Below are 17869 nucleotides of genomic sequence, written 5' to 3'. Positions count from 1 at the left end.
GCGCCACCGCGCCCCCACGCCTGCGCGCGGCGCTGCTGCGGCATCCGCGTCGCCGAAATGAAGGAAGAACAGGGCGCCGGGCGGTGTGTCGGGACGCCCGAGCCGGCGTGTCGGCTGGTCGTTCCTCCATCTCGGCGAAGAGCACGGCGCCGACGGGGTGGCGAGCACCGGCGACGACGACGAGGGCCCGGGCGATCACTCGCCCGGGCCCTCACGTCGTTCGGCTACTTCGCGTCGGTCGCCGGCGCGGTGTCCTGGATCTCCACGAGGAAGACCAGCGTCTGGCCGGCCAGCTCGCCGCCCGAGGAATCCGTGCCGTACGCGTACTGCGGCGGGATGGTGACGATCAGCTTGGTGCCGACCTTCTGCCCGACCAGCGCGGCGCCGAAGCCCTGGATGACCTGGTCGGTGGAGAACTGGGCGGGGTCGCCGCCGTAGCTCTGGTCGAAGACCTGCTTGGTGTCCCAGCTGGTGCCTTGGTAGTGCAGGGTCACGTTGTCGCCCGACTGCACGACGTCGCCGTCGCCCTCCTCGAGCACCTTCAGCTGGTACTCGGCGGGCGGCGCGGTGTCGGGCAGGGTCACCGTGGGCGCCTCGCCCTCGGCGCCGAACTTCACGTCGGGCACGTTCTCGGTCCACTCGGCCGGCTTCAGCGGCTCCTGCACGTCGACCACGATGACGAGGGTCTCGCCGGGCGCGACGCCGATGGTCTCGTTGCCCTGGTCGCCGTAGAGCGTCGAGGCGGGGGCGATGGTCACGGTGCGCGAGCCGGTCGGCACGCAGTCGATGCCCGCGAGGAACGCCTCGAACACGGTGTCGTCGCCGGCGGTGATCGTGGCGGGCTGCGAGAAGACCTGCTCGCCCGAGGTGCCCGAGTAGGCGCTCACGATGGCGTTGACGTCGTCGCCCGCCTTCGTGGTCTCGCCATCGCCCTCGATGACGACGGTGCGCTCGAGCTCGTCGGCCTCGAGCGGCGTGGTGAAGGTGGCGGTCGGCGAGGTGCCGAAGTCACCCTCGACCGTCACGCCGTCGCTGAGGTCGCCCGACGACAGGTCCATGCATTCGGCCGCCTCGGCGGTCGGCGTCTTGGAGGCTTCGGGGCTGGTGCTGCCTGCACAGCCCGCGAGGAGCAGGGCGGCGGCGGAGACCAGCGCGACGGGCGCGGCGCGGCGCAGGGCACGGTTCATGTGAAGATGCTCGTTTCGATTTGGGAACACGAAGGTCCAAGTCTGCCCGTTCCACATCTCGATTGCCTGAATCTGCGATTTGCACCAGATCAGGGCGACAATGGGCAGATGGGGGACACGACGACCGTACCCGATTTCGCTGAGGAGTCCGCCGATGCGGCGGACTCGTCGGCGGAACTCGATGGGGTGCTCTGGGATCCGATCTCGACCGCGGCGGTCTCGCGCTCGCATCCACGCTTCGATGAACGCGTGCTCGATGCGTGGTGCGGCGACGGGGCGTCGGCCCTGCCCACCGGGGAGCTCGTCGGCATCGGCGGCCTCGTCGACGCCGTCGATCTCGACGAGTCGCGCGTCGCGCTGGCTCGCCAACGCGCGGGCGAGCGGATGCCGCAGCTGCGGTTGCACGTCGACGACGTCACCGCGTGGGAGCCGACGGGCTACGACCTCGTGCAGTGCGTGCTGGGCCTGGAACGGTTCGCCGACCTCGACGCGGGCACCCGGCACCTGATCGACCGGGCACGTCCTGGCGGACGGGTCGCGATCACCGCGTGGGCGAAGGGCGCGCTCGAGCCGCTGCCGGAGCTGCTCGCGGCTGCGCTGCCCGCGGAGAATGGCGCCGACGCGGGCGATCACGACGACGAAACGGACGACCCCACCGACGGCGGCGACCCCGGCGACCACGACACCGACGACCACGCCACCGCGATCCCCGACACCGCGGGCACCCTCGCGCACTGGCTCACCGAGCTCGGGCTCGTCGGGGTCCGCGCCGACGCGGTGCAGCGCCACGTCGACCTCACGCCCGACTTGGCGTGGAGGCTCGTGCAGGGCACCGGCATGCGCGCCATGCTCTCCGGCCTCGACGAGGCGGCGCAGGCAGACGTGCGCGAGCGGTTCCTCGCGGGCATCGTCGAGCACGACGTGCAGCGTGTCGACCTGGCGACGTTGATCGCGGTGGGTCACCGCCCCGAGTGACTCAGCCGGGTTCGGGGCCGGTCGCGACGGGCCGCTCGTCCTGGTTCGACCACTGGCTCCACGAGCCGGCGTAGAGCGCGGCGTCGATGCCGGCCAGCGCGAGCGCCGCGACCTCGTGCGCGGCGGTGACGCCCGAGCCGCAGTAGGCCGCGGCGGGGGTGCCGGCCGTGATCCCGACCTCGGCGAAGCGTGCGCGCAGCAGCTCGGGCGGCAGGAACCGCCCGTCGGCGTCGAGGTTGCCGGCGGTCGGCAGCGACCGCGCGCCGGGGACGTGGCCGGCCCGCGGATCGATCGGCTCGACCTCGCCGCGGTAGCGCTCGGCAGCCCGGGCGTCGAGCAGCACGCCGTGCGCGGGGAACTCCGCGGCGCCGTCGGCGTCGATCACCGGCATCGCGCCGAAGTGCGCGGTGGCGTCGCCGCGTTCGGGCACGTCGTCACCGGTGGCGAGCGGATGCCCCGCGGCGACCCAGGCGGCGAGGCCGCCGTCGAGCATCCGCACGTCGGCGAAGCCCGCGTGCCGCAGCAACCACCAGGCGCGGGCGGCCGACTGGTTGCCGAGGTCGTCCATGACCACGGCGGTGTCGCCGTCGTGGAGGCCCCAGCGCCGCATCGCCGCGGTGAACGAGTCCTCCGACGGCAGCGGATGCCGCCCCTCCCCGATCGCGTCGTGGTCGGCGAGCTCGTGGTCGAGGTCGACGTAGACGGCGCCGGGCACATGCGCGGCGCGGAACGCCGGGCGCCCGTCGGGCACCGCGAGGCTCCACCGCACGTCGAGCACCACGGTGCGGGAGGCGGAGTGCCCGTCGCGCTCCTCCTCGAGACGGTGGGCGAGCTCGTCGGCGGAGATGAGGATCGGCATGCCTCCATCCTGCCCGGGTCACGACCCCCGTCCGCTATGTCCCGCTCGCGGCATCCGTCAACCCTCTCGATTCCGCTCTCGGCATACGACTCGCCCCGGGCGTCGCGGAACCCGCTCGGTAGACTTGCAGGACGGAACGGTGCGAGCGCGAGGAGTGTGGATGATCGCCTGCCTCGCTGCGTTCGCGGCCGTCGCGTTGCTGACGCCGCTCGCCGCGAGGCTGCTCGGGCGCCGGGTCTTCGCGGTCATCGCGCTGGTGCCGGCCGCCGTGTTCGTGCTGCTGCTCACCTGGCTCCCGGGCGTGCTCGCGGGCGACCCGGTGGTCGAGTTCGTGCCCTGGGTGCCACAGCTCGACCTGGCCCTCTCGTTCCGACTCGACGCGCTCGCACTGCTGCTCGCGCTCATCGTCACCGGCGTCGGGGCACTGGTGCTCCTCTACTGCACGCACTACTTCGCCGACGACGAGCCCGCGCTCGGGCGGTTCGCATCGCTGCTGCTCGCCTTCGCGGGCGTGATGCTCGGCCTCGTCACCGCCGACGACGTGTTCCTCCTCTTCATCTTCTGGGAGGCGACGAGCGTGCTCTCGTACCTCCTGATCGGGCACTACACCGGCCGCAAGGAGAGCCGCGGCGCGGCGCTGCAGGCGCTCACCGTGACCACGTTCGGCGGCCTCGCCATGCTCGTGGGGCTCGTCGTGCTCGTGGCCGCCGCAGGGACGAGCTCGCTGTCCGAGCTCGTCGCGCATCCCGTCACGGGCACGGCCGGGGAATGGGCGATCGCGCTCGTGCTCGTCGGAGCGATCTCGAAGAGCGCGCTGGTGCCCTTCCACTTCTGGCTGCCCGCCGCGATGGCCGCGCCCACGCCCGTGTCGGCCTACCTCCACGCCGCCGCCATGGTGAAGGCGGGCGTCTACCTCGTCGCGCGACTGGCCCCCGGCTACGCCGACCTCGAGGTGTGGCATCCGATCGTCATCGTGCTCGGCGTGCTCACGATGCTGGTGGGCGGATGGCGCGCCCTGCGTCAGTACGACCTGAAGCTGCTGCTCGCCTACGGCACCGTCAGCCAGCTCGGCTTCCTCGTGCTCGTGACCGGGTTCGGCACCCGCGACGCCGCGCTCGCGGGCGTCGCGCTGCTGCTCGCGCACGCGCTGTTCAAAGCCTCGCTCTTCCTCGTGGTGGGCATCGTCGACCACTCGGCCGGCACCCGCGACTGGCGCAAGCTCTCAGCGCTCGGGCGACGGATGCCGGTGATCGCGACCATCGCGATCGTCGCCGCCGCCTCCATGGCGGGCCTCCCGCCACTGCTCGGCTTCGTCGCGAAGGAGGCCGTGTTCACGGCGTTCCTCGAGGCCGTCGCCGCCTCCGAGCCGTGGGCGTGGATCGCCCTCGTGGGCGCSTTCCTCGGCTCGGTGCTCACCGTGGCCTACTCGGTGCGGTTCGTGTGGGGCGCGTTCTTCACCCGCGAGGGCCTCGACCCCACGCCGCTGCACGCACCGAGCCGGGCGATCGGCATCGCGCCGGGCATCCTCTCGGCCGCGAGTATCGTGTTCGCGTTCGCGATCGGGTTCATCGAACCGCTGCTCACCGCCTACGCCGACGAGCTGCCGGGCTCCGAGGCCTACCACCTCGCACTCTGGCACGGCCTCGAGCCGGCGCTGTACCTCTCGCTGGTGGTCTTCGCGCTCGGCGGCCTGCTCGTGTGGGAGCGCCGTCGGGTCGCACGCCTGCAGGCGGCGGTCTCCCCCGTGGTCGACTCGGCCCGGGGCTACCTCGGCATCGTGTCGGTCGTCGACCGGGTCGCGGCATCCGTCACGACCGCCATCCAGCACCGCGGGCTGCCCGGCTACCTCGCGATCATCATCACGGTGTTCATCGGCGGCCTCGGCGCCGCGTCGATCATGAACACCACGTGGCCCGACGAGCTGCGGCCCTGGGACTACCCGTCGCAGCCGTTCCTCGCCTTCGTGATGGCGATCGCCGCCGTCGCCGCGGCCACCGTGCGCCAGCGCATGACCGTGGTGCTGCTCGTCAGCGTCACGGGCTACGGGCTCGTGCTGCTGTTCGGCATGGCCGGCGCGCCAGACCTCGCGCTCACGCAGGCCTTGGTCGAGACCATCGTCGTCGTGGTCTTCGTGCTCGTGCTGCGCCGGCTGCCGAAGCAGGTCGCCCAGCGCAACCCGCCCGTGCACAAGCTGGCGCGCGGCATCATCGGCGCGCTCGCGGGCATCGTGATGGGCATCGTCGGACTCATCGCACTCGGCGCGCGCATCCAGCCCACGATCGCCGGCGGCCTGCCGGCCCTCGCCCTCGAGGCGCACGGCAAGAACATCGTGAACGTCATGCTCGTCGACATCCGGGCCTGGGACACGCTCGGCGAGATCTCGGTGCTCGTCGCGGTGGCCACCGGCGTCGCGAGCCTCATCTTCGTGTCGGGCCGCACGGGCGGAGCGCCGCGCCTCGACGACCTCGACGACGACGTGGCGCCCGTGAACCGCCGCGAGCGCCTGCAGCCCGTCCCCGAGCCCGCCTCGAGCATCCGCGCGCCCCGCACGAGCCTCGCCGACACCGACGGCGAGACGGATGCCGCAGCCGACGCGGCCTCGACCCGGCAGACGTGGCTCCTCGCGGGGCGCACCCTCTCGCCGCGCAACCGCTCGATCCTCATCGAGGTGCTCGTGCGCCTGCTCTTCCACCCGGCGATCATCGTGTCGGTCTACCTCCTCTTCGTCGGCCACAACGCACCGGGCGGCGGCTTCGCCGGCGGCCTGCTCGCCGGCCTCGCGCTCGTCGCGCGCTACCTCGCCGGTGGGCGGTACGAGCTCGGCGAGGCGGCCCCGGTCGACGCCGGCCGGCTGCTCGGCACGGGCCTGCTGCTCGCGGCCGGCACCGCGACGGCGTCGCTGTTCTTCGGCGGCATCCCGCTCGAGTCGGCGTGGTTCGAGGCCGAGGTGCCGGTGCTCGGCACCCTCTCCATCGGCACCTCCACGCTCTTCGACATCGGGGTCTACCTCGTGGTCGTCGGGCTCGTGCTCGACATCCTCCGCTCGCTCGGCGGCGAGGTCGACCGTCAGGAGGAAGCCGCGGGCGACGAGGGCGAGGAGGGCGGCGACCTGGACTCGGGCGGCCGCGACGCGGCATCCGGCATCGACGCCGTCGAGCAGGGCGAGGGTCCCGAGCTCGCCGAGGAGCTGGCCCGATGACCGCATCGCTCACCCTCGTCGTGCTCATGGCCGTGCTGTTCGGCGCCGGCATCTCGATCATGCTCGAGCGCAGCCTCACGCGGGTGCTCATCGGCTTCCTGCTCGTCGGCAACGCCGTGAACATCCTCATCTTCCTGATGAGCGGCGCCCCGGGCCTCGCGCCGATCCTCGGCGAGGGGGTCGATCCCGACGAGATCTCCGACCCGCTGCCACAGGCGTTCGTGCTCACGGCCATCGTCATCAACCTCGGCATCACCGCGTTCATGCTCGCGCTCATCTACCGGTCGTGGTGGCTCGCCCGACTCGGGGAGAAGGGTGATCTCGTCGACGACGTCTCGGAGGACATCGAGGACGCCGAGCAGGCCGCCGACCTCATCAGGTCGTCGGCCGCCGACGACCGCGCGATCCAGGACCTCATCGACGCCAGCGACGAGGAGCCCGAGGAGGTGCCCCGATGACCGCGACCGGCGTGCTCGTTCCGCTCGTCGTGCTGCTGCCGCTGCTCGGCGCCGCGACGGCGCTCATCCTCGGACGCCACCGGCGCGCGCAGATGGCGGTGAGCGCCACGGTGCTCGCGAGCGTCGCGGTGATCGCGGCGCTGCTGCTCGTGGCCGTCGACGCCGGCGAACCCACCGTGGTGGCGATCGGCGGCTGGGAACCGCCGTTCGGCATCGTGCTCGTCGTCGACCGGCTCTCAGCGATCATGCTGCTCATCTCGGCCATCGTGCTGCTCGTGGTGCTCGTGTACGCCGTCGGGCAGGGCGTCGCCGACCGGCATCGCGAGACCCCGGTGTCAATCTTCCACCCCAGCTACCTGATCCTGTCGGCCGGCGTGTTCGACGCGTTCGTCGCCGGCGACCTGTTCAACCTCTACGTGGCGTTCGAGATTCTCCTGTCGGCCAGCTACGTGCTGCTCACGCTGGGCGGCACGGGGGAGCGCATCCGCGCCGGCGTCACGTACATCATCGTGAGCCTCGTCTCGTCGCTGTTCTTCCTCAGCGCGATCGCCCTGATCTACGGCGCGACCGGCACCGCGAACATGGCCCAGCTCTCGGTGCGCATCGCAGAGCTGCCCGAGAACGTGCAGCTCATCCTGCACCTGCTGCTGCTCATCGCGTTCGGCATCAAGGCGGCCATCTTCCCGCTGTCGTTCTGGCTGCCCGACTCGTATCCGACCGCTCCGGCTCCGGTCACCGCCGTGTTCGCCGGCCTGCTCACGAAGGTGGGCGTGTACGCGATCATCCGCACCGAGACGGTCATCTTCGCCGACAACGACCTGACGGTTCTGCTGCTGGTGGTCGGGGGGCTCACGATGCTCATCGGCATCCTCGGCGCGCTCACCCAGGCCGACGTGAAGCGCCTGCTCTCGTTCACCCTCGTGAGCCACATCGGCTACATGATCTTCGGCATCGGCGTGGGCACCCAGCTCGGCTACTCGTCGACCATCTACTACGTGGTGCACCACATCACCGTGCAGACGACGCTGTTCCTCACGACGGGGCTCATCGAGCGGTTCGGCGGCGCCACATCCATCAACCGGCTCGCGGGGCTGCTGAAGGCGTCGCCGTACCTCGCCATCCTGTTCTTCATCCCGGCCCTGAACCTCGGCGGCATCCCGCCGTTCTCGGGCTTCCTCGGCAAGGTCGGCCTGTTCCTGGCGGGCGCCGACGATGCGAATGCGACGGATGCCGCGGGGCCGGCCTGGCTCGTCTGGGCGGTGATCGCCGCCGGCGCGATCACCTCGCTCATCACCCTCTACGCCCTCACGCGCTTCTGGAACATGGCATTCTGGCGCGGACGCGACGAGCTCGAGGGCTATGAATCGGTGCTGCTCGGGTCGGTGCAGGAGGCGCCCGAGGGGGCGACCGTCACCGCGACCCGCACGACGCCCGTGCTCATGGTCGCGGCGACGACCGCGCTCGTCGTGGTGACCCTGCTGCTCACCGTGTTCGCCGGACCCATYTTCGAGTTCACCGATCGGGCGGCGGCGAACCTCATCGACCCCGACGTGTACGTGTCGCTCGTGTTCCCGGGAGGCATCCGATGAGCCCGCGGCACCAGACGCCCGTGTCACGCTGGGGCTCGGTGTGGCGGCAGCTTCCCCTGCTCGTCGGCCTCGTGGCGCTGTGGCTGTTCCTGTGGGACCACATCGATGCGCTCACGATCGTCACGGGCCTCCTCCTCGCGATCGGCGTCACGCGCGTGCTCTACCTGCCGCCGGTGCTGCTCAGCGGGCGGTTCAACCCGTGGCGGGGGCTGCTGCTCGGCCTGCGGATGATGTTCGACGTCGTCGTCGCCTCGCTGCAGGTGGCGTTCCTCGCCGTGAACCCGCGCTGGCAGCCGATCAGCTCGATCATCGCGGTGCAGCTGCTGACGCGCTCCGACCTCGTGACGACGCTCACCGCCGAGGCGATCTCGGTGGTCCCCGGCACGGTCGTCGTCGACATCGACCGGGAGCGCGGGCTGCTCTACCTGCATGCCCTCGACACGCGCACCCACGCCGACATCGACCGGGTGCGCCGCGAGGTCCTCGGCACCGAGGAGCGGATCGTGCTCGCCATCGGCACGCGAGCGCAGGCGGCATCCGTTCGCGAGGCGCGACGCGACCGCCGGGCAGCATCGGGGCAGCGCACCGCATCAGCGCCCGGCACCGCATCCCAGAAGGAGGAATCACGATGACCTTCCTCACCGTCGTCAGCGTCGCCGCCGGCATCATGTTCGGCATCGGCGCCCTCGCCGCGGTCTACCGGATCATCCGCGGGCCCTCGATCCTCGACCGCGCACTGGCCACCGACGTGCTGCTCGCCATCGCGATCTGCGCGCTCGGCGCCGAGATGGCGGTCAACAAGCACACCGACACGCTCGTGGTCATGCTCGTGCTGGCGATGTTCGCGGTCGTCGGTTCGATCTCGATCGCCCGGTTCATGGCGAAGCAGGACGCCTCGTGAGCGCCGCCGAGATCGCGGTCGGGCTGCTGATCCTGGTCAGCGGTTTCCTGTCGATGGCCGCGGGCATCGGCATCGTGCGGTTCCCCGACGTGCTGACCCGGCTGCACGCCGCGACCAAGCCGCAGGTGCTCGGCCTCGCCGCAGTGCTCGTCGCGATCGTGCTGCAGGTGCCGACGTGGGGCGTGCTCACCACGGCCGTGCTCGTGATGACGTTCCAGTTGCTCACCCAACCGATGACGGCGCACATGCTCGGACGGTCGGCCTACCGCAGCGACCACGTGCGCTTCGACCTGCTCATCGAGGACGACCTCGGACACGACATCGAGGAGCACGACCAGGAGGAGGGCGCGGCTCGCTGAGCCGGCCCCGGCATGCTGCGCCCGTCCAGGGCCGACCGCGGTCTCGGCGGCGTGCGTCCCCTGACCGTTGCGGGCGGCGCACGCCGCGAGGATGATGTGGGCTGACATCGCGGTCGCGCGAAGGTCTCAAAGGGAGGCCGCCATCAGCGAGCGAGCACACCCGATCAGCCCGGAGGCGTTCCAGAGCCTCCAGCGGGACTACAGCGACGCCACCGAGCAGTTCGCCGCGATGAACGAGGTCCTCACCGCACTCGGCCGATCCTCGGCGGACCCCGATGCGGTGCTCGACACCGTGGTCGAGAGCGCACGGCGGTTGTGCCGAAGCGCCGCCGCCGCGATCTACCTCATCGAGGACGACCATTTCGTACTCTCCTCCTCGGTCGGACTCACGAGCGAGTTCGTGAGCTACATCGAGGCGAACCCCATGAAGCTGGACCGGCGCACGCTCGTGGGCCGGGTGACCGAGGATCGCACGATGAGCCAGGTGGCCGACGTGCTCGTCGACCCCGAGTACGGGCGCCTGGACCTCCAGGAGATCGGCAGGTTCCGCACGCTCATCTCAGCGCCGATGCTGCTGGACGACGACGTGGTCGGCGCGCTCTCGCTCTTCCGCACCCACGTCGACCCCTTCGACGAACGCGCCATGGCCCTGCTCGAGGCGTTCGCCGCCCAGGCCGCGGTCGTGGTGCGCAACGTGCACCTCGTCCGCGCACTCGAGGAGCGCGGGCGGGAGCTCGCGCGTCGGGTCGCGCAGCTCGAGGCGCTCAGCGAGGTCGGCGGCGTGGTGAGCTCGAGCCTCGTGCTCGACGAGGTGCTGTCGAACATCATCATGAACGCCGTGCGCTTCTCGGGCTGCGACGGCGGCTCGATCATGGAGTACGTCGAGGGGGACCGCAGCTTCTCGGTGCGAAGCGCCTACGCGACCAGCGCCGCACTCCTCGACCGGCTGCGCGGCATCCGGGTGGATCTCGACACGACCCTCGTCGGCCGCGCGGCACTCGAGGGGCATCCGCTGGCCGTCGCCGACCTCGACACGGTCGAACTCGACCCGCACCTGGAGCTGCTGCACGGCGACGGCTGGCGGTCGGTGCTCGCCGTGCCGGTGCTGCGGGGCGACCGGATCATCGGTGCGCTCGTCGTGCGCCGCAAGACCCCCGGCGGCTTCTCGCACGAGACCGTCGAATTCCTCGAGACGTTCGCGAGCCAGTCCGCACTCGCCGTGTGGAACGCACGGCTGTTCCGCGAGCTCGAGACGAAGACGGCCGAGCTCGAGGTGGTGAGCCAGCACAAGTCCGAGTTCCTCGCGAGCATGTCGCACGAGCTCCGCACGCCGCTGAACGCCGTGATCGGCTTCTCCGAGGTGCTCCTGGAGCGGATGTTCGGCGAGCTCAACGAGCGGCAGGACGAGTACCTCCACGACATCCTCAGCTCCGGGCGGCACCTCCTCCAGCTGCTCAACGACATCCTGGACCTCTCGAAGGTGGAGGCGGGCCGGATGGAACTCGCCAACTCGACGTTCTCGGTGCGGGCGGTCCTCGAGTACGGCATCTCCATGGTGCGCGAGCGGGCCGCGCTGCATGGCATCACGATCACGCTCGAGGTCGATCCGACCATCGACGGGATCGTCTCCGACGAGCTCAGGCTGAAACAGGTGCTGCTCAACCTGCTGAGCAACGCCGTGAAGTTCACCGGCGACGGAGGGCATATCGCCGTGGCCGCCCGGCGCGTCGACGAGGACCTGGCGGTCACGGTGACGGACGACGGCGCCGGCATCCCGGCCGAGGACCGGGAACGCATCTTCGAGTCGTTCCAGCAGGGCCGCCGGGGAGCACAGCACGAGGAGGGCACCGGCCTCGGGCTCACGCTCTGCCGGCGCATCGTCTCGCTGCTGGGGGGACGGATGTGGCTGGAGTCGGAAATCGGCGTCGGCAGCAGCTTCGGGTTCACCGTGCCGATGCGCGGCCCCGCGCCCGAGCCTCCGCCGGCGCCGGCCGATGCGACGCACCTGCCCGTCGTCGTGGTCATCGATGACGACCGCGCGTCGCTCGACCTGATGACGGCGTACCTCGACGGCCTCGGCGTGCAGGTCGTGCACGCGCGCGACGGCGAGGAGGGGCTCGAGCTCATCCACGCGCTCGGGCCCGCGGCGGTGGTGCTGGACATCCGGATGCCGGGACTCGACGGCTGGCAGGTGCTGACCCGGGTCCGCGAGGACGAGGCCACCAGTGCGGTGCCGGTGATCATCGTGTCGATCCTCGACGAGCGGTCGCGCGGCCTGACCCTCGGCGCCGCGGACTACCTGGTGAAGCCCGTCGGCCGGGAGGAGCTCGTCGGGGCCCTGCGCCGGGTGGGTGCCGTGCACGCGGGATCGCTGTCGGCGGCGAGCGCGCCCGTCGCGGCCCGACCGGAGGAGGCGCCCTGATGCCCGGCCGCCGCATCCTCGTCGTGGAGGACAACGCGCTCAACCTGAAGCTCGTCCGGGACGTGCTCACCGCATCGGGGTACGAGGTGGTCGAGGCGCAGACGGGCGAGGAGGGCGTCGCCCTCGCGGCGAGCTGCGATCCCGATCTCGTGCTGATGGACCTGCAGCTCCCGGGGATCGACGGCTACGAGGCACTCCACCTGCTCCGGCAGGACCCGCGCCTGGGCGACGTCCCGGTTGTCGCGGTCACGGCCTTCGCCATGCGCGAGGACCGAGAGCGCACGGCACGAGAGGGCTTCGACGGCTACCTCGACAAGCCGATCAGCGTCCGGGCGCTCCCCGGTCAGGTGGACGACTTCCTGAACAACGGGCACGGCGATGGCCATTGACGAGATCACCCTGCTCGCGGTGGACGACCTGCCGCAGAACCTCCGGCTCCTCGACGCGATCCTGAGCCCGCGCGGGTACCGCATGGTCACGGCGACCTCCGGGGAGGAGGCGCTCGCACTGCTCCCCTCGTCGGGTGCCGACCTCATCCTCCTCGACATCGTGATGCCAGGCATCGACGGCTACGAGGTGTGCCGCCGCATCCGCAGCACGGCCGGGTTCGAGTTCCTCCCCGTGATCATGATCACGGCGAGCGGCGACCAGGAGAAGGTGCGGGCGATCGAGGCAGGCGCCGACGACTTCGTGACGAAGCCGCTGAACCAGGGCGAGCTGCTCGCCCGCGTCGCGTCGCTCGCTCGGGTCAAGCGATACCAGGACACGATCGAGCGGCAGGCCGCCGAGCTCGCCGCATGGAACACCGAGCTCGCGGCCCGCGTCGACGCGCAGGTGGCCGAGCTGCAGCGCGTCAATCGACTCCGACGCTTCCTGTCGCCCCAGCTGGTCGACCTCGTGATCGACTCGGGCGATGAGGGATTCCTCGGCAGTCACCGTCGCGAGATCGTGGTCGTCTTCTGCGATCTCCGCGGGTTCACCCGGTTCGCCGAGTCGAGCGAGCCGGAGGAGGTCATGGGCGTGCTCGCCGAGTACCACACGGCCCTCGGCGAGCTGATCTACCGCTTCGAGGGAACCCTGGAACGCTTCACGGGCGACGGCCTGATGGTGTTCTTCAACGATCCGCTGCCCTGCGACGACCCGGCCGGGCGGGCGGTCACGATGGCCGTGGCGATGCGCGACCGGGTCGGCGAGCTCGCCGAGGGGTGGACCAGGCAGGGCCACGACCTCGGGTTCGGCATCGGCATCGCCCAGGGCTTCGCCACGCTCGGCCGCATCGGCTTCGAAGGTCGCTTCGACTATGCGGCCATCGGCAGCGTGACGAACCTCGCCGCACGCCTGTGCGGTGAGGCCGGACCCTGGCAGATCCTCGTGGCTCCTCGCGTGCACTCCGCCACCGAGGGCCTGGCGTCCGGCGAACCGGTGGGCGAACTGGACCTGAAGGGCTTCAGCCGGCCGGTGCGGGCTTTCGCGGTCACCGGGATCGACGAGACGAAGGCCGAGGTGGCGACATGAGCGCGACGGAGACGCTTGTCGATCTCGACGACGAGGCCCGTGGCATCCGGTTCTCGAGGCTGCAGCAACGGATGCGGTCGGTCTGGGAGGCGATGAACCTCGATGTCGACGACGAGTCGGTCGTGATCATCCCGTCCGTGCCGGTGAGCCGCACGGTCGCGGGCAGCGGCAGCATGACGCAGGCGTTCGAGGAGCGGTTCCTCTTCCTCCTCCTGCTGCTGCGCCAGCCCCGGCTCCGGATGGTCTACGTGACCTCGATGCCCGTCGATCCGCGGATCATCGAGTACTACCTGGCGCTGCTGCCGGGCGTCATCCCGAGCCACGCGCTCGCCCGGCTCACCATGCTGTCGGTGGGTGACGCGTCGCCGCGGTCGCTCAGCCGCAAGGTGCTGGAGCGCCCGAGGCTGCTGGCGAAGATCGCCGCGCTCATCCCCAACCGCGCGCACAGCCACCTCGTGCCGTACAACACGACCGAGCTCGAACGGGACATCGCCCTGACGCTCGGGATCCCGATGTACGGAGCCGACCCGCGCCTGGCCGGTCTCGGCAGCAAGACCGGCTGCCGCAGGCTCTTCGCCGAGGTCGGCGTGAACCATCCGCTTGGGGCGGAGGACCTGCACGGCATCGGCGAGGTCGTCGATGCGCTCGACGAGCTTCTGGTCGTGAAGCCCGGCATGGGCGAGGTCATCGTGAAGCTCAACGAGGGCGTCTCGGGCTCGGGCAATGCCGTGGTCGACCTTCGTGGCGTCGCAGAACGGCCGACCTCCGAGCGGCGTGAGGCGATCGCGGAACGCGTGCGGGCGATGCAGCTGGAGGCGCCGGACACGCCGTTCGAGGTGTACGAGTCAGCGCTCGAGGCCGACGGCGGCATCGTCGAGGAGCGCATCGTCGGCGAGGAGCTCCTGAGCCCGAGCGTGCAGCTGCGGGCCCTTCCCGGCGGCACGGTGGAGCTGCTCTCCACGCACGACCAACTGCTCGGGGGTGTCACCGGGCAGAGCTACCTCGGCTGCGTCTTCCCCGCCGACCCCGCGTACTCACGGCTGATCAGCGAACCGGCCATGGCCATCGGCGAGCGACTGGCCGCCGAGGGCGTGCTCGGGCGCTTCGCCGTCGACTTCGTCGTGGTTCGGGATGCCGCGGGCGACTGGACGGCGCACGCGATCGAGATCAACCTGCGCAAGGGCGGCACGACGCATCCGTTCCTGACCCTGCAGTTCCTGACCGACGGGCGGTACGACGCCGAATCGGGGCGCTTCCTGACCCCGGAGGGCGTCGAGAAGCACCTGGTCGCGACCGACCACCTGGACGCCGATGAGCTCAAGGCGCTCTCGGTGGGCGACCTGTTCGACGTCATCGCGAGGAGCGGCTTGCACTACGACCAGTCGAGGCAGGCCGGCATCGTGTTCCACATGATCAGCGCGATCACGGAGCACGGCCGGGTCGGCATGACGGCAGTCGCCGACACCGCCGAGCAGGCGATGGAGCTCTACGAACGCGCCCGGCGGGTGCTGCTCGAGGAAGCGGCGTCCGCCGGCGAGCTCGCCCCGCTGCCCGAGTAGCCCGGGGGCGGGCATGGACGATTCGAGATCGCGCCGGCCTGCGACCGCTCAGCCGCGGCCGTTGAACGCCGGCCTGCGCTTCTGCTGGAACGCCGCGAACCCCTCGCGGTAGTCGGCCGTGTCGCACAGCGCCGCCTGCGCCCGGTTCTCCTGGTCCATCGACTGCCAGAGCCCGAGGCGGTCGTCGCGGAGTGCGGCGACCAGCGCCTTCGAGGCGATGAACGCCTGGGTGGCCCCGGATGCCGCGGCGCGGGCCGCCACGCGGGTGGCATCCGTCACCTCGTCGGCCGGGAACACCTGGGAGAACAGTCCACAGGTCACGGCCTCGGTGCCCGACATGAGCCGGCCGGTGACGATGAGGTCCATGGTCTTGTGGGCGCCGAGGCGCTCCACGAAGAGGGCGTGGCCGCCCGAGTCGAGGGTCGCGCCGAGGTTGGCGAACGGCGAGCCGATCTTCGCCGTGTCGGCGACGTAGACGATGTCGCTCGCGATGAGCAGTCCGAGTCCGACGCCGAGGCAGGCGCCGTGCGCCACGGCGAACGTGGGCACCGGCAGCGACGCCATGCGCTCGAGGAGCGGCTGCACCCGGCCGCCGAGGTAGCCCAGCACGTCGTCGTCGCGCGGGTCGACGCCCGAGATGTCGCGGCCGGCGCAGAACGCCCGGCCCTCGCCGCGCAGGACGAGCGCGCGCACGTCGCCGGCTGCGGCCAGCCGTTCGGCCTCGCCGTAGGCGTCCGAGAGTTCGGCGAGCGCCGCCGCGTCGAGCGCGTTGAGCTTCTCGGGGGCGTTCAGCACGACCTCGGCGACGCCGTCGGCCACGGTGAGTTCGATCATTGGGCTCCGTTCAGCGGGTCGCCGTCGACCCGCTCGCAGGTTACCCGCGTCAGACGTCGTAGTCGACGACGACGCGGTCGGACTTCGGATGCGACTGGCAGGTGAGCACGTAGCCGCGCTCGAGCTCGTCGGGCTCGAGCGCGTAGTTCTCGGTCATGTTCACGCTGCCCTCGACGACCCTCGCGCGGCAGGTGCCGCACACGCCGCCCGCGCACGCGAACGGCACGTCGGGCCGCACGCGGAGCGCCGCGTTGAGGATCGACTCGTTCGCGGACACCGGGCTCTCCACGGTCGTCGACTGGCCGTCGAGCGTGAACTCGATCGCGACGGTCTGCTCGCCCTGCTGCACCTCGACGGGGCGGCCGTGGCGCGGCTCGACGCGGTCGGCGTCGGTGGTGAAGAGCTCGTAGCGCACGTGCTCGACCGGCACGCCCTTGCCGGCGAGGGTGTCACGGGCGAGCTGCACGAGTTCGAACGGGCCGCAGAGGAACCACTCGTCGACCGTCTCGGGACGGATGAGCACGTCGAGCATCTGCTCGAGCTTCGGCGCGTCGATGCGGCCCGAGAGCAGCGGTGCCGTGCGCTGCTCGCGCGAGAGCACGTGATGCAGCGCGAGGCGCGACGGGTAGCGGTCCTTCAGCTCGGCCAGCTCCTCGAGGAACATCACGTCGAGCGTCGACCGGTTCGTGTAGACGAGCTCGAACTCCGACGTCGCCGACCGCGAGAGCACCGTGTGGGCGAGCGCCATGAGGGGCGTGATGCCGCTGCCGGCCGCGATGCCGACGACGTGCTTGCCGTCGAGGGCGTCGAGCGTCGAGGTGAACGTGCCCTGCGGGCTCATCACGTCGAGCGTGTCGCCGGCCTTCAGCTCGGAGTTCGCCCACGTCGAGAAGACACCGCCGAGGTCGCGCTTGATCGCGACCGAGAGGCTGCCGCGCTCGGGCGGGCGGCAGATCGAGTAGCTGCGGCGGCGCTCGTGTCCGTCGAGTTCGGCGCGCAGGGCGACGTACTGGCCGGGCAGGTAGGTGTAGTCGTCGGCGAGCTCGTCGGGCACGGCGAAGGTGACCTCCACCGCGTCGGCGGTGAGCGGCCGTACCTCGGCGACCTCGAGCGTGTGGAAGCGGGCGCGGTGCCGCTTCGAGACGTGCTCGCCGCCGACCGTGGACACGAGGAACGCCGACGCGACCGCGGCATCCGCAGAACCGGCCACCGCGCGTGCGTCGGTGCGGGTCGTCGTCGACCCCAGGTTGCGCGCGGCCATCAGAGCACCTTGAAGTAGTCGAACGGCTCGAGGCAGTCGCGGCACTCGTAGAGCGCCTTGCACGACGTCGAGCCGAAGCGGGCGAGCTCGCGCGTGTTCAGCGAATCGCAGCGCGGGCACTTCACCGCGAGTTGCAGCCGCACCGGGCCCGACCCGCGGGCCGGCGCGTTGCCGGGCGGCGCCTGGATGCCGTAGCGGCGGAGCTTCTGCTTGCCCGCCTCGCTCATCCAGTCGGTGGTCCACGCGGGCGCCAGCACGAGCTCGACGCGCACGTCGGCGTAGCCGGCATGCGTGAGGGCGAGCAGCACGTCGTCGCGCATGGCCTCCATGGCGGGGCATCCGCTGTACGTGGGGGTCAGCTGCACGCGCACGGCGCCGGCGTCGCCGACCTCGACCGAGCGCAGCACCCCGAGGTCCTCGATGGTGAGCACCGGGATCTCGGGGTCGGTCACGGTCGCGGCGACGTCCCACGCGCGACGCGCGGCCGGGTCGTCGGGCAGGGGCCGGGCGACGGATGCCTCGCGCACGGCGCCACCTGCGACGGCCGCGCTCACCACGATGCCCCCGGGTGCTGGCGGGCGAGCACCTGCATCTCGGCGAGCAGCGGCCCGAGGTGCTCGGTATGGCTGCCACGGCGTCCACCGCCGGACGCCACGAACGCGGTGCGTCCCGTGGGCCGCTCCAGCTCGGCCTCGGCCATCACCGCGTCGATCACCGCGTCGAAGCCGGGGCGCAACGTCGAGGGCAGCAC

Annotated in this window: 17 protein-coding genes; 11 read left to right on the top strand and 6 right to left on the bottom strand. The window is 71.3% G+C overall.

Going from position 1 to position 17869, the window contains the following annotated elements; translation table 11 throughout:
- Positions 1-224: 224 nt before the first annotated feature.
- Entirely contained in the window at positions 225-1187 is a 963-nt protein-coding gene (locus tag AC1DY2_RS03965; protein ID WP_309976611.1) for an FKBP-type peptidyl-prolyl cis-trans isomerase, read from the bottom strand.
- 108 nt (positions 1188-1295) lie between these two features.
- Between AC1DY2_RS03965 and AC1DY2_RS03960 the strand changes: the two genes are divergently transcribed.
- Positions 1296-2162 carry a class I SAM-dependent methyltransferase gene (locus AC1DY2_RS03960; RefSeq protein WP_476761220.1) on the top strand — a complete coding sequence of 289 codons (867 nt, stop codon included), beginning with the start codon at positions 1296-1298 and terminating at the stop codon, positions 2160-2162.
- A 1-nt stretch (position 2163) separates the two neighbouring features.
- Here AC1DY2_RS03960 and AC1DY2_RS03955 read toward each other — a convergent pair whose 3' ends face one another.
- Complete coding sequence (locus AC1DY2_RS03955; protein ID WP_476761219.1) at positions 2164-3021, bottom strand: sulfurtransferase; 858 nt, start codon at positions 3019-3021, stop codon at positions 2164-2166.
- 160 nt (positions 3022-3181) lie between these two features.
- On the opposite strand from AC1DY2_RS03955, the gene AC1DY2_RS03950 reads away from it, so the two are divergent.
- The 10 genes from AC1DY2_RS03950 (at position 3182) to AC1DY2_RS03905 (ending at position 15023) form a co-directional block, all read left to right on the top strand.
- Positions 3182-6220, top strand: a complete 3039-nt coding sequence (locus AC1DY2_RS03950) for a Na+/H+ antiporter subunit A (protein WP_476761218.1) — start codon at positions 3182-3184, stop codon at positions 6218-6220.
- On the top strand, positions 6217-6678 hold the full coding sequence (locus AC1DY2_RS03945; protein ID WP_476761217.1) for an NADH-quinone oxidoreductase subunit K: 462 nt from the start codon (positions 6217-6219) through the stop codon (positions 6676-6678). The genes AC1DY2_RS03950 and AC1DY2_RS03945 overlap by 4 nt, the downstream gene beginning before the upstream one ends.
- Positions 6675-8267, top strand: coding sequence for a Na+/H+ antiporter subunit D (locus AC1DY2_RS03940; protein ID WP_476761216.1), 1593 nt, complete (start codon positions 6675-6677; stop codon positions 8265-8267). The genes AC1DY2_RS03945 and AC1DY2_RS03940 overlap by 4 nt, the downstream gene beginning before the upstream one ends.
- A gap of 20 nt (positions 8268-8287) precedes the next feature.
- A complete protein-coding gene (locus AC1DY2_RS03935; RefSeq protein ID WP_476761215.1) occupies positions 8288-8899 on the top strand; it encodes a Na+/H+ antiporter subunit E in 612 nt (203 codons plus the stop codon).
- Positions 8896-9168 (top strand): MrpF/PhaF family protein, encoded by a 273-nt coding sequence (locus tag AC1DY2_RS03930; RefSeq protein WP_309976597.1) that lies wholly within the window; start codon positions 8896-8898, stop codon positions 9166-9168. Before AC1DY2_RS03935 ends, AC1DY2_RS03930 begins: the two co-directional genes overlap by 4 nt.
- Entirely contained in the window at positions 9165-9527 is a 363-nt protein-coding gene (gene mnhG, locus AC1DY2_RS03925; RefSeq protein ID WP_476761214.1) for a monovalent cation/H(+) antiporter subunit G, read from the top strand. Before AC1DY2_RS03930 ends, mnhG begins: the two co-directional genes overlap by 4 nt.
- Positions 9528-9618: 91 nt before the next feature.
- A complete protein-coding gene (locus AC1DY2_RS03920) occupies positions 9619-11949 on the top strand; it encodes a hybrid sensor histidine kinase/response regulator (RefSeq protein WP_476761213.1) in 2331 nt (776 codons plus the stop codon).
- Positions 11949-12338, top strand: coding sequence for a response regulator (locus tag AC1DY2_RS03915; RefSeq protein WP_476761212.1), 390 nt, complete (start codon positions 11949-11951; stop codon positions 12336-12338). The genes AC1DY2_RS03920 and AC1DY2_RS03915 overlap by 1 nt, the downstream gene beginning before the upstream one ends.
- Positions 12328-13464 carry an adenylate/guanylate cyclase domain-containing protein gene (locus AC1DY2_RS03910; protein WP_476761211.1) on the top strand — a complete coding sequence of 379 codons (1137 nt, stop codon included), beginning with the start codon at positions 12328-12330 and terminating at the stop codon, positions 13462-13464. The genes AC1DY2_RS03915 and AC1DY2_RS03910 overlap by 11 nt, the downstream gene beginning before the upstream one ends.
- Positions 13461-15023, top strand: coding sequence for a peptide ligase PGM1-related protein (locus AC1DY2_RS03905; RefSeq protein ID WP_476761210.1), 1563 nt, complete (start codon positions 13461-13463; stop codon positions 15021-15023). Before AC1DY2_RS03910 ends, AC1DY2_RS03905 begins: the two co-directional genes overlap by 4 nt.
- A gap of 48 nt (positions 15024-15071) precedes the next feature.
- Here AC1DY2_RS03905 and AC1DY2_RS03900 read toward each other — a convergent pair whose 3' ends face one another.
- The 4 genes from AC1DY2_RS03900 to AC1DY2_RS03885 form a co-directional block, all read right to left on the bottom strand.
- Positions 15072-15857, bottom strand: coding sequence for an enoyl-CoA hydratase/isomerase family protein (locus tag AC1DY2_RS03900; RefSeq protein ID WP_476761209.1), 786 nt, complete (start codon positions 15855-15857; stop codon positions 15072-15074).
- Positions 15858-15906: 49 nt separating this feature from the next.
- The gene (paaE, locus tag AC1DY2_RS03895) at positions 15907-17118 is read right to left on the bottom strand and encodes a 1,2-phenylacetyl-CoA epoxidase subunit PaaE (RefSeq protein ID WP_476761208.1); all 1212 of its coding nucleotides are present in this window, start codon (positions 17116-17118) and stop codon (positions 15907-15909) included.
- Complete coding sequence (paaD, locus tag AC1DY2_RS03890; RefSeq protein ID WP_476761221.1) at positions 17118-17645, bottom strand: 1,2-phenylacetyl-CoA epoxidase subunit PaaD; 528 nt, start codon at positions 17643-17645, stop codon at positions 17118-17120. The genes paaE and paaD overlap by 1 nt, the downstream gene beginning before the upstream one ends.
- A gap of 23 nt (positions 17646-17668) precedes the next feature.
- A partial coding sequence (locus AC1DY2_RS03885; RefSeq protein WP_476761207.1) for a Phenylacetic acid catabolic protein occupies positions 17669-17869 on the bottom strand: 201 nt, incomplete at its 5' end.

This window comes from Agromyces sp. P1_H4 (genome assembly GCF_056405255.1).
Note: the sequence above shows the minus strand (reverse complement) of the source record. Positions and strands in the feature narration are given on the sequence as shown.

What these genes read in the sequence shown, in the direction of transcription:
- AC1DY2_RS03965 (WP_309976611.1), bottom strand. Translation starts at nt 1,187, where the DNA reads ATGAACCGTGCCCTGCGCCGCGCCGCGCCCGTCGCGCTGGTCTCCGCC.
- AC1DY2_RS03960 (WP_476761220.1), top strand. Translation starts at nt 1,296, where the DNA reads ATGGGGGACACGACGACCGTACCCGATTTCGCTGAGGAGTCCGCCGAT.
- AC1DY2_RS03955 (WP_476761219.1), bottom strand. Translation starts at nt 3,021, where the DNA reads ATGCCGATCCTCATCTCCGCCGACGAGCTCGCCCACCGTCTCGAGGAG.
- AC1DY2_RS03945 (WP_476761217.1), top strand. Translation starts at nt 6,217, where the DNA reads ATGACCGCATCGCTCACCCTCGTCGTGCTCATGGCCGTGCTGTTCGGC.
- AC1DY2_RS03930 (WP_309976597.1), top strand. Translation starts at nt 8,896, where the DNA reads ATGACCTTCCTCACCGTCGTCAGCGTCGCCGCCGGCATCATGTTCGGC.
- AC1DY2_RS03920 (WP_476761213.1), top strand. Translation starts at nt 9,619, where the DNA reads ATGATGTGGGCTGACATCGCGGTCGCGCGAAGGTCTCAAAGGGAGGCC.
- AC1DY2_RS03915 (WP_476761212.1), top strand. Translation starts at nt 11,949, where the DNA reads ATGCCCGGCCGCCGCATCCTCGTCGTGGAGGACAACGCGCTCAACCTG.
- AC1DY2_RS03910 (WP_476761211.1), top strand. Translation starts at nt 12,328, where the DNA reads ATGGCCATTGACGAGATCACCCTGCTCGCGGTGGACGACCTGCCGCAG.
- AC1DY2_RS03905 (WP_476761210.1), top strand. Translation starts at nt 13,461, where the DNA reads ATGAGCGCGACGGAGACGCTTGTCGATCTCGACGACGAGGCCCGTGGC.
- AC1DY2_RS03900 (WP_476761209.1), bottom strand. Translation starts at nt 15,857, where the DNA reads ATGATCGAACTCACCGTGGCCGACGGCGTCGCCGAGGTCGTGCTGAAC.
- paaE (WP_476761208.1), bottom strand. Translation starts at nt 17,118, where the DNA reads ATGGCCGCGCGCAACCTGGGGTCGACGACGACCCGCACCGACGCACGC.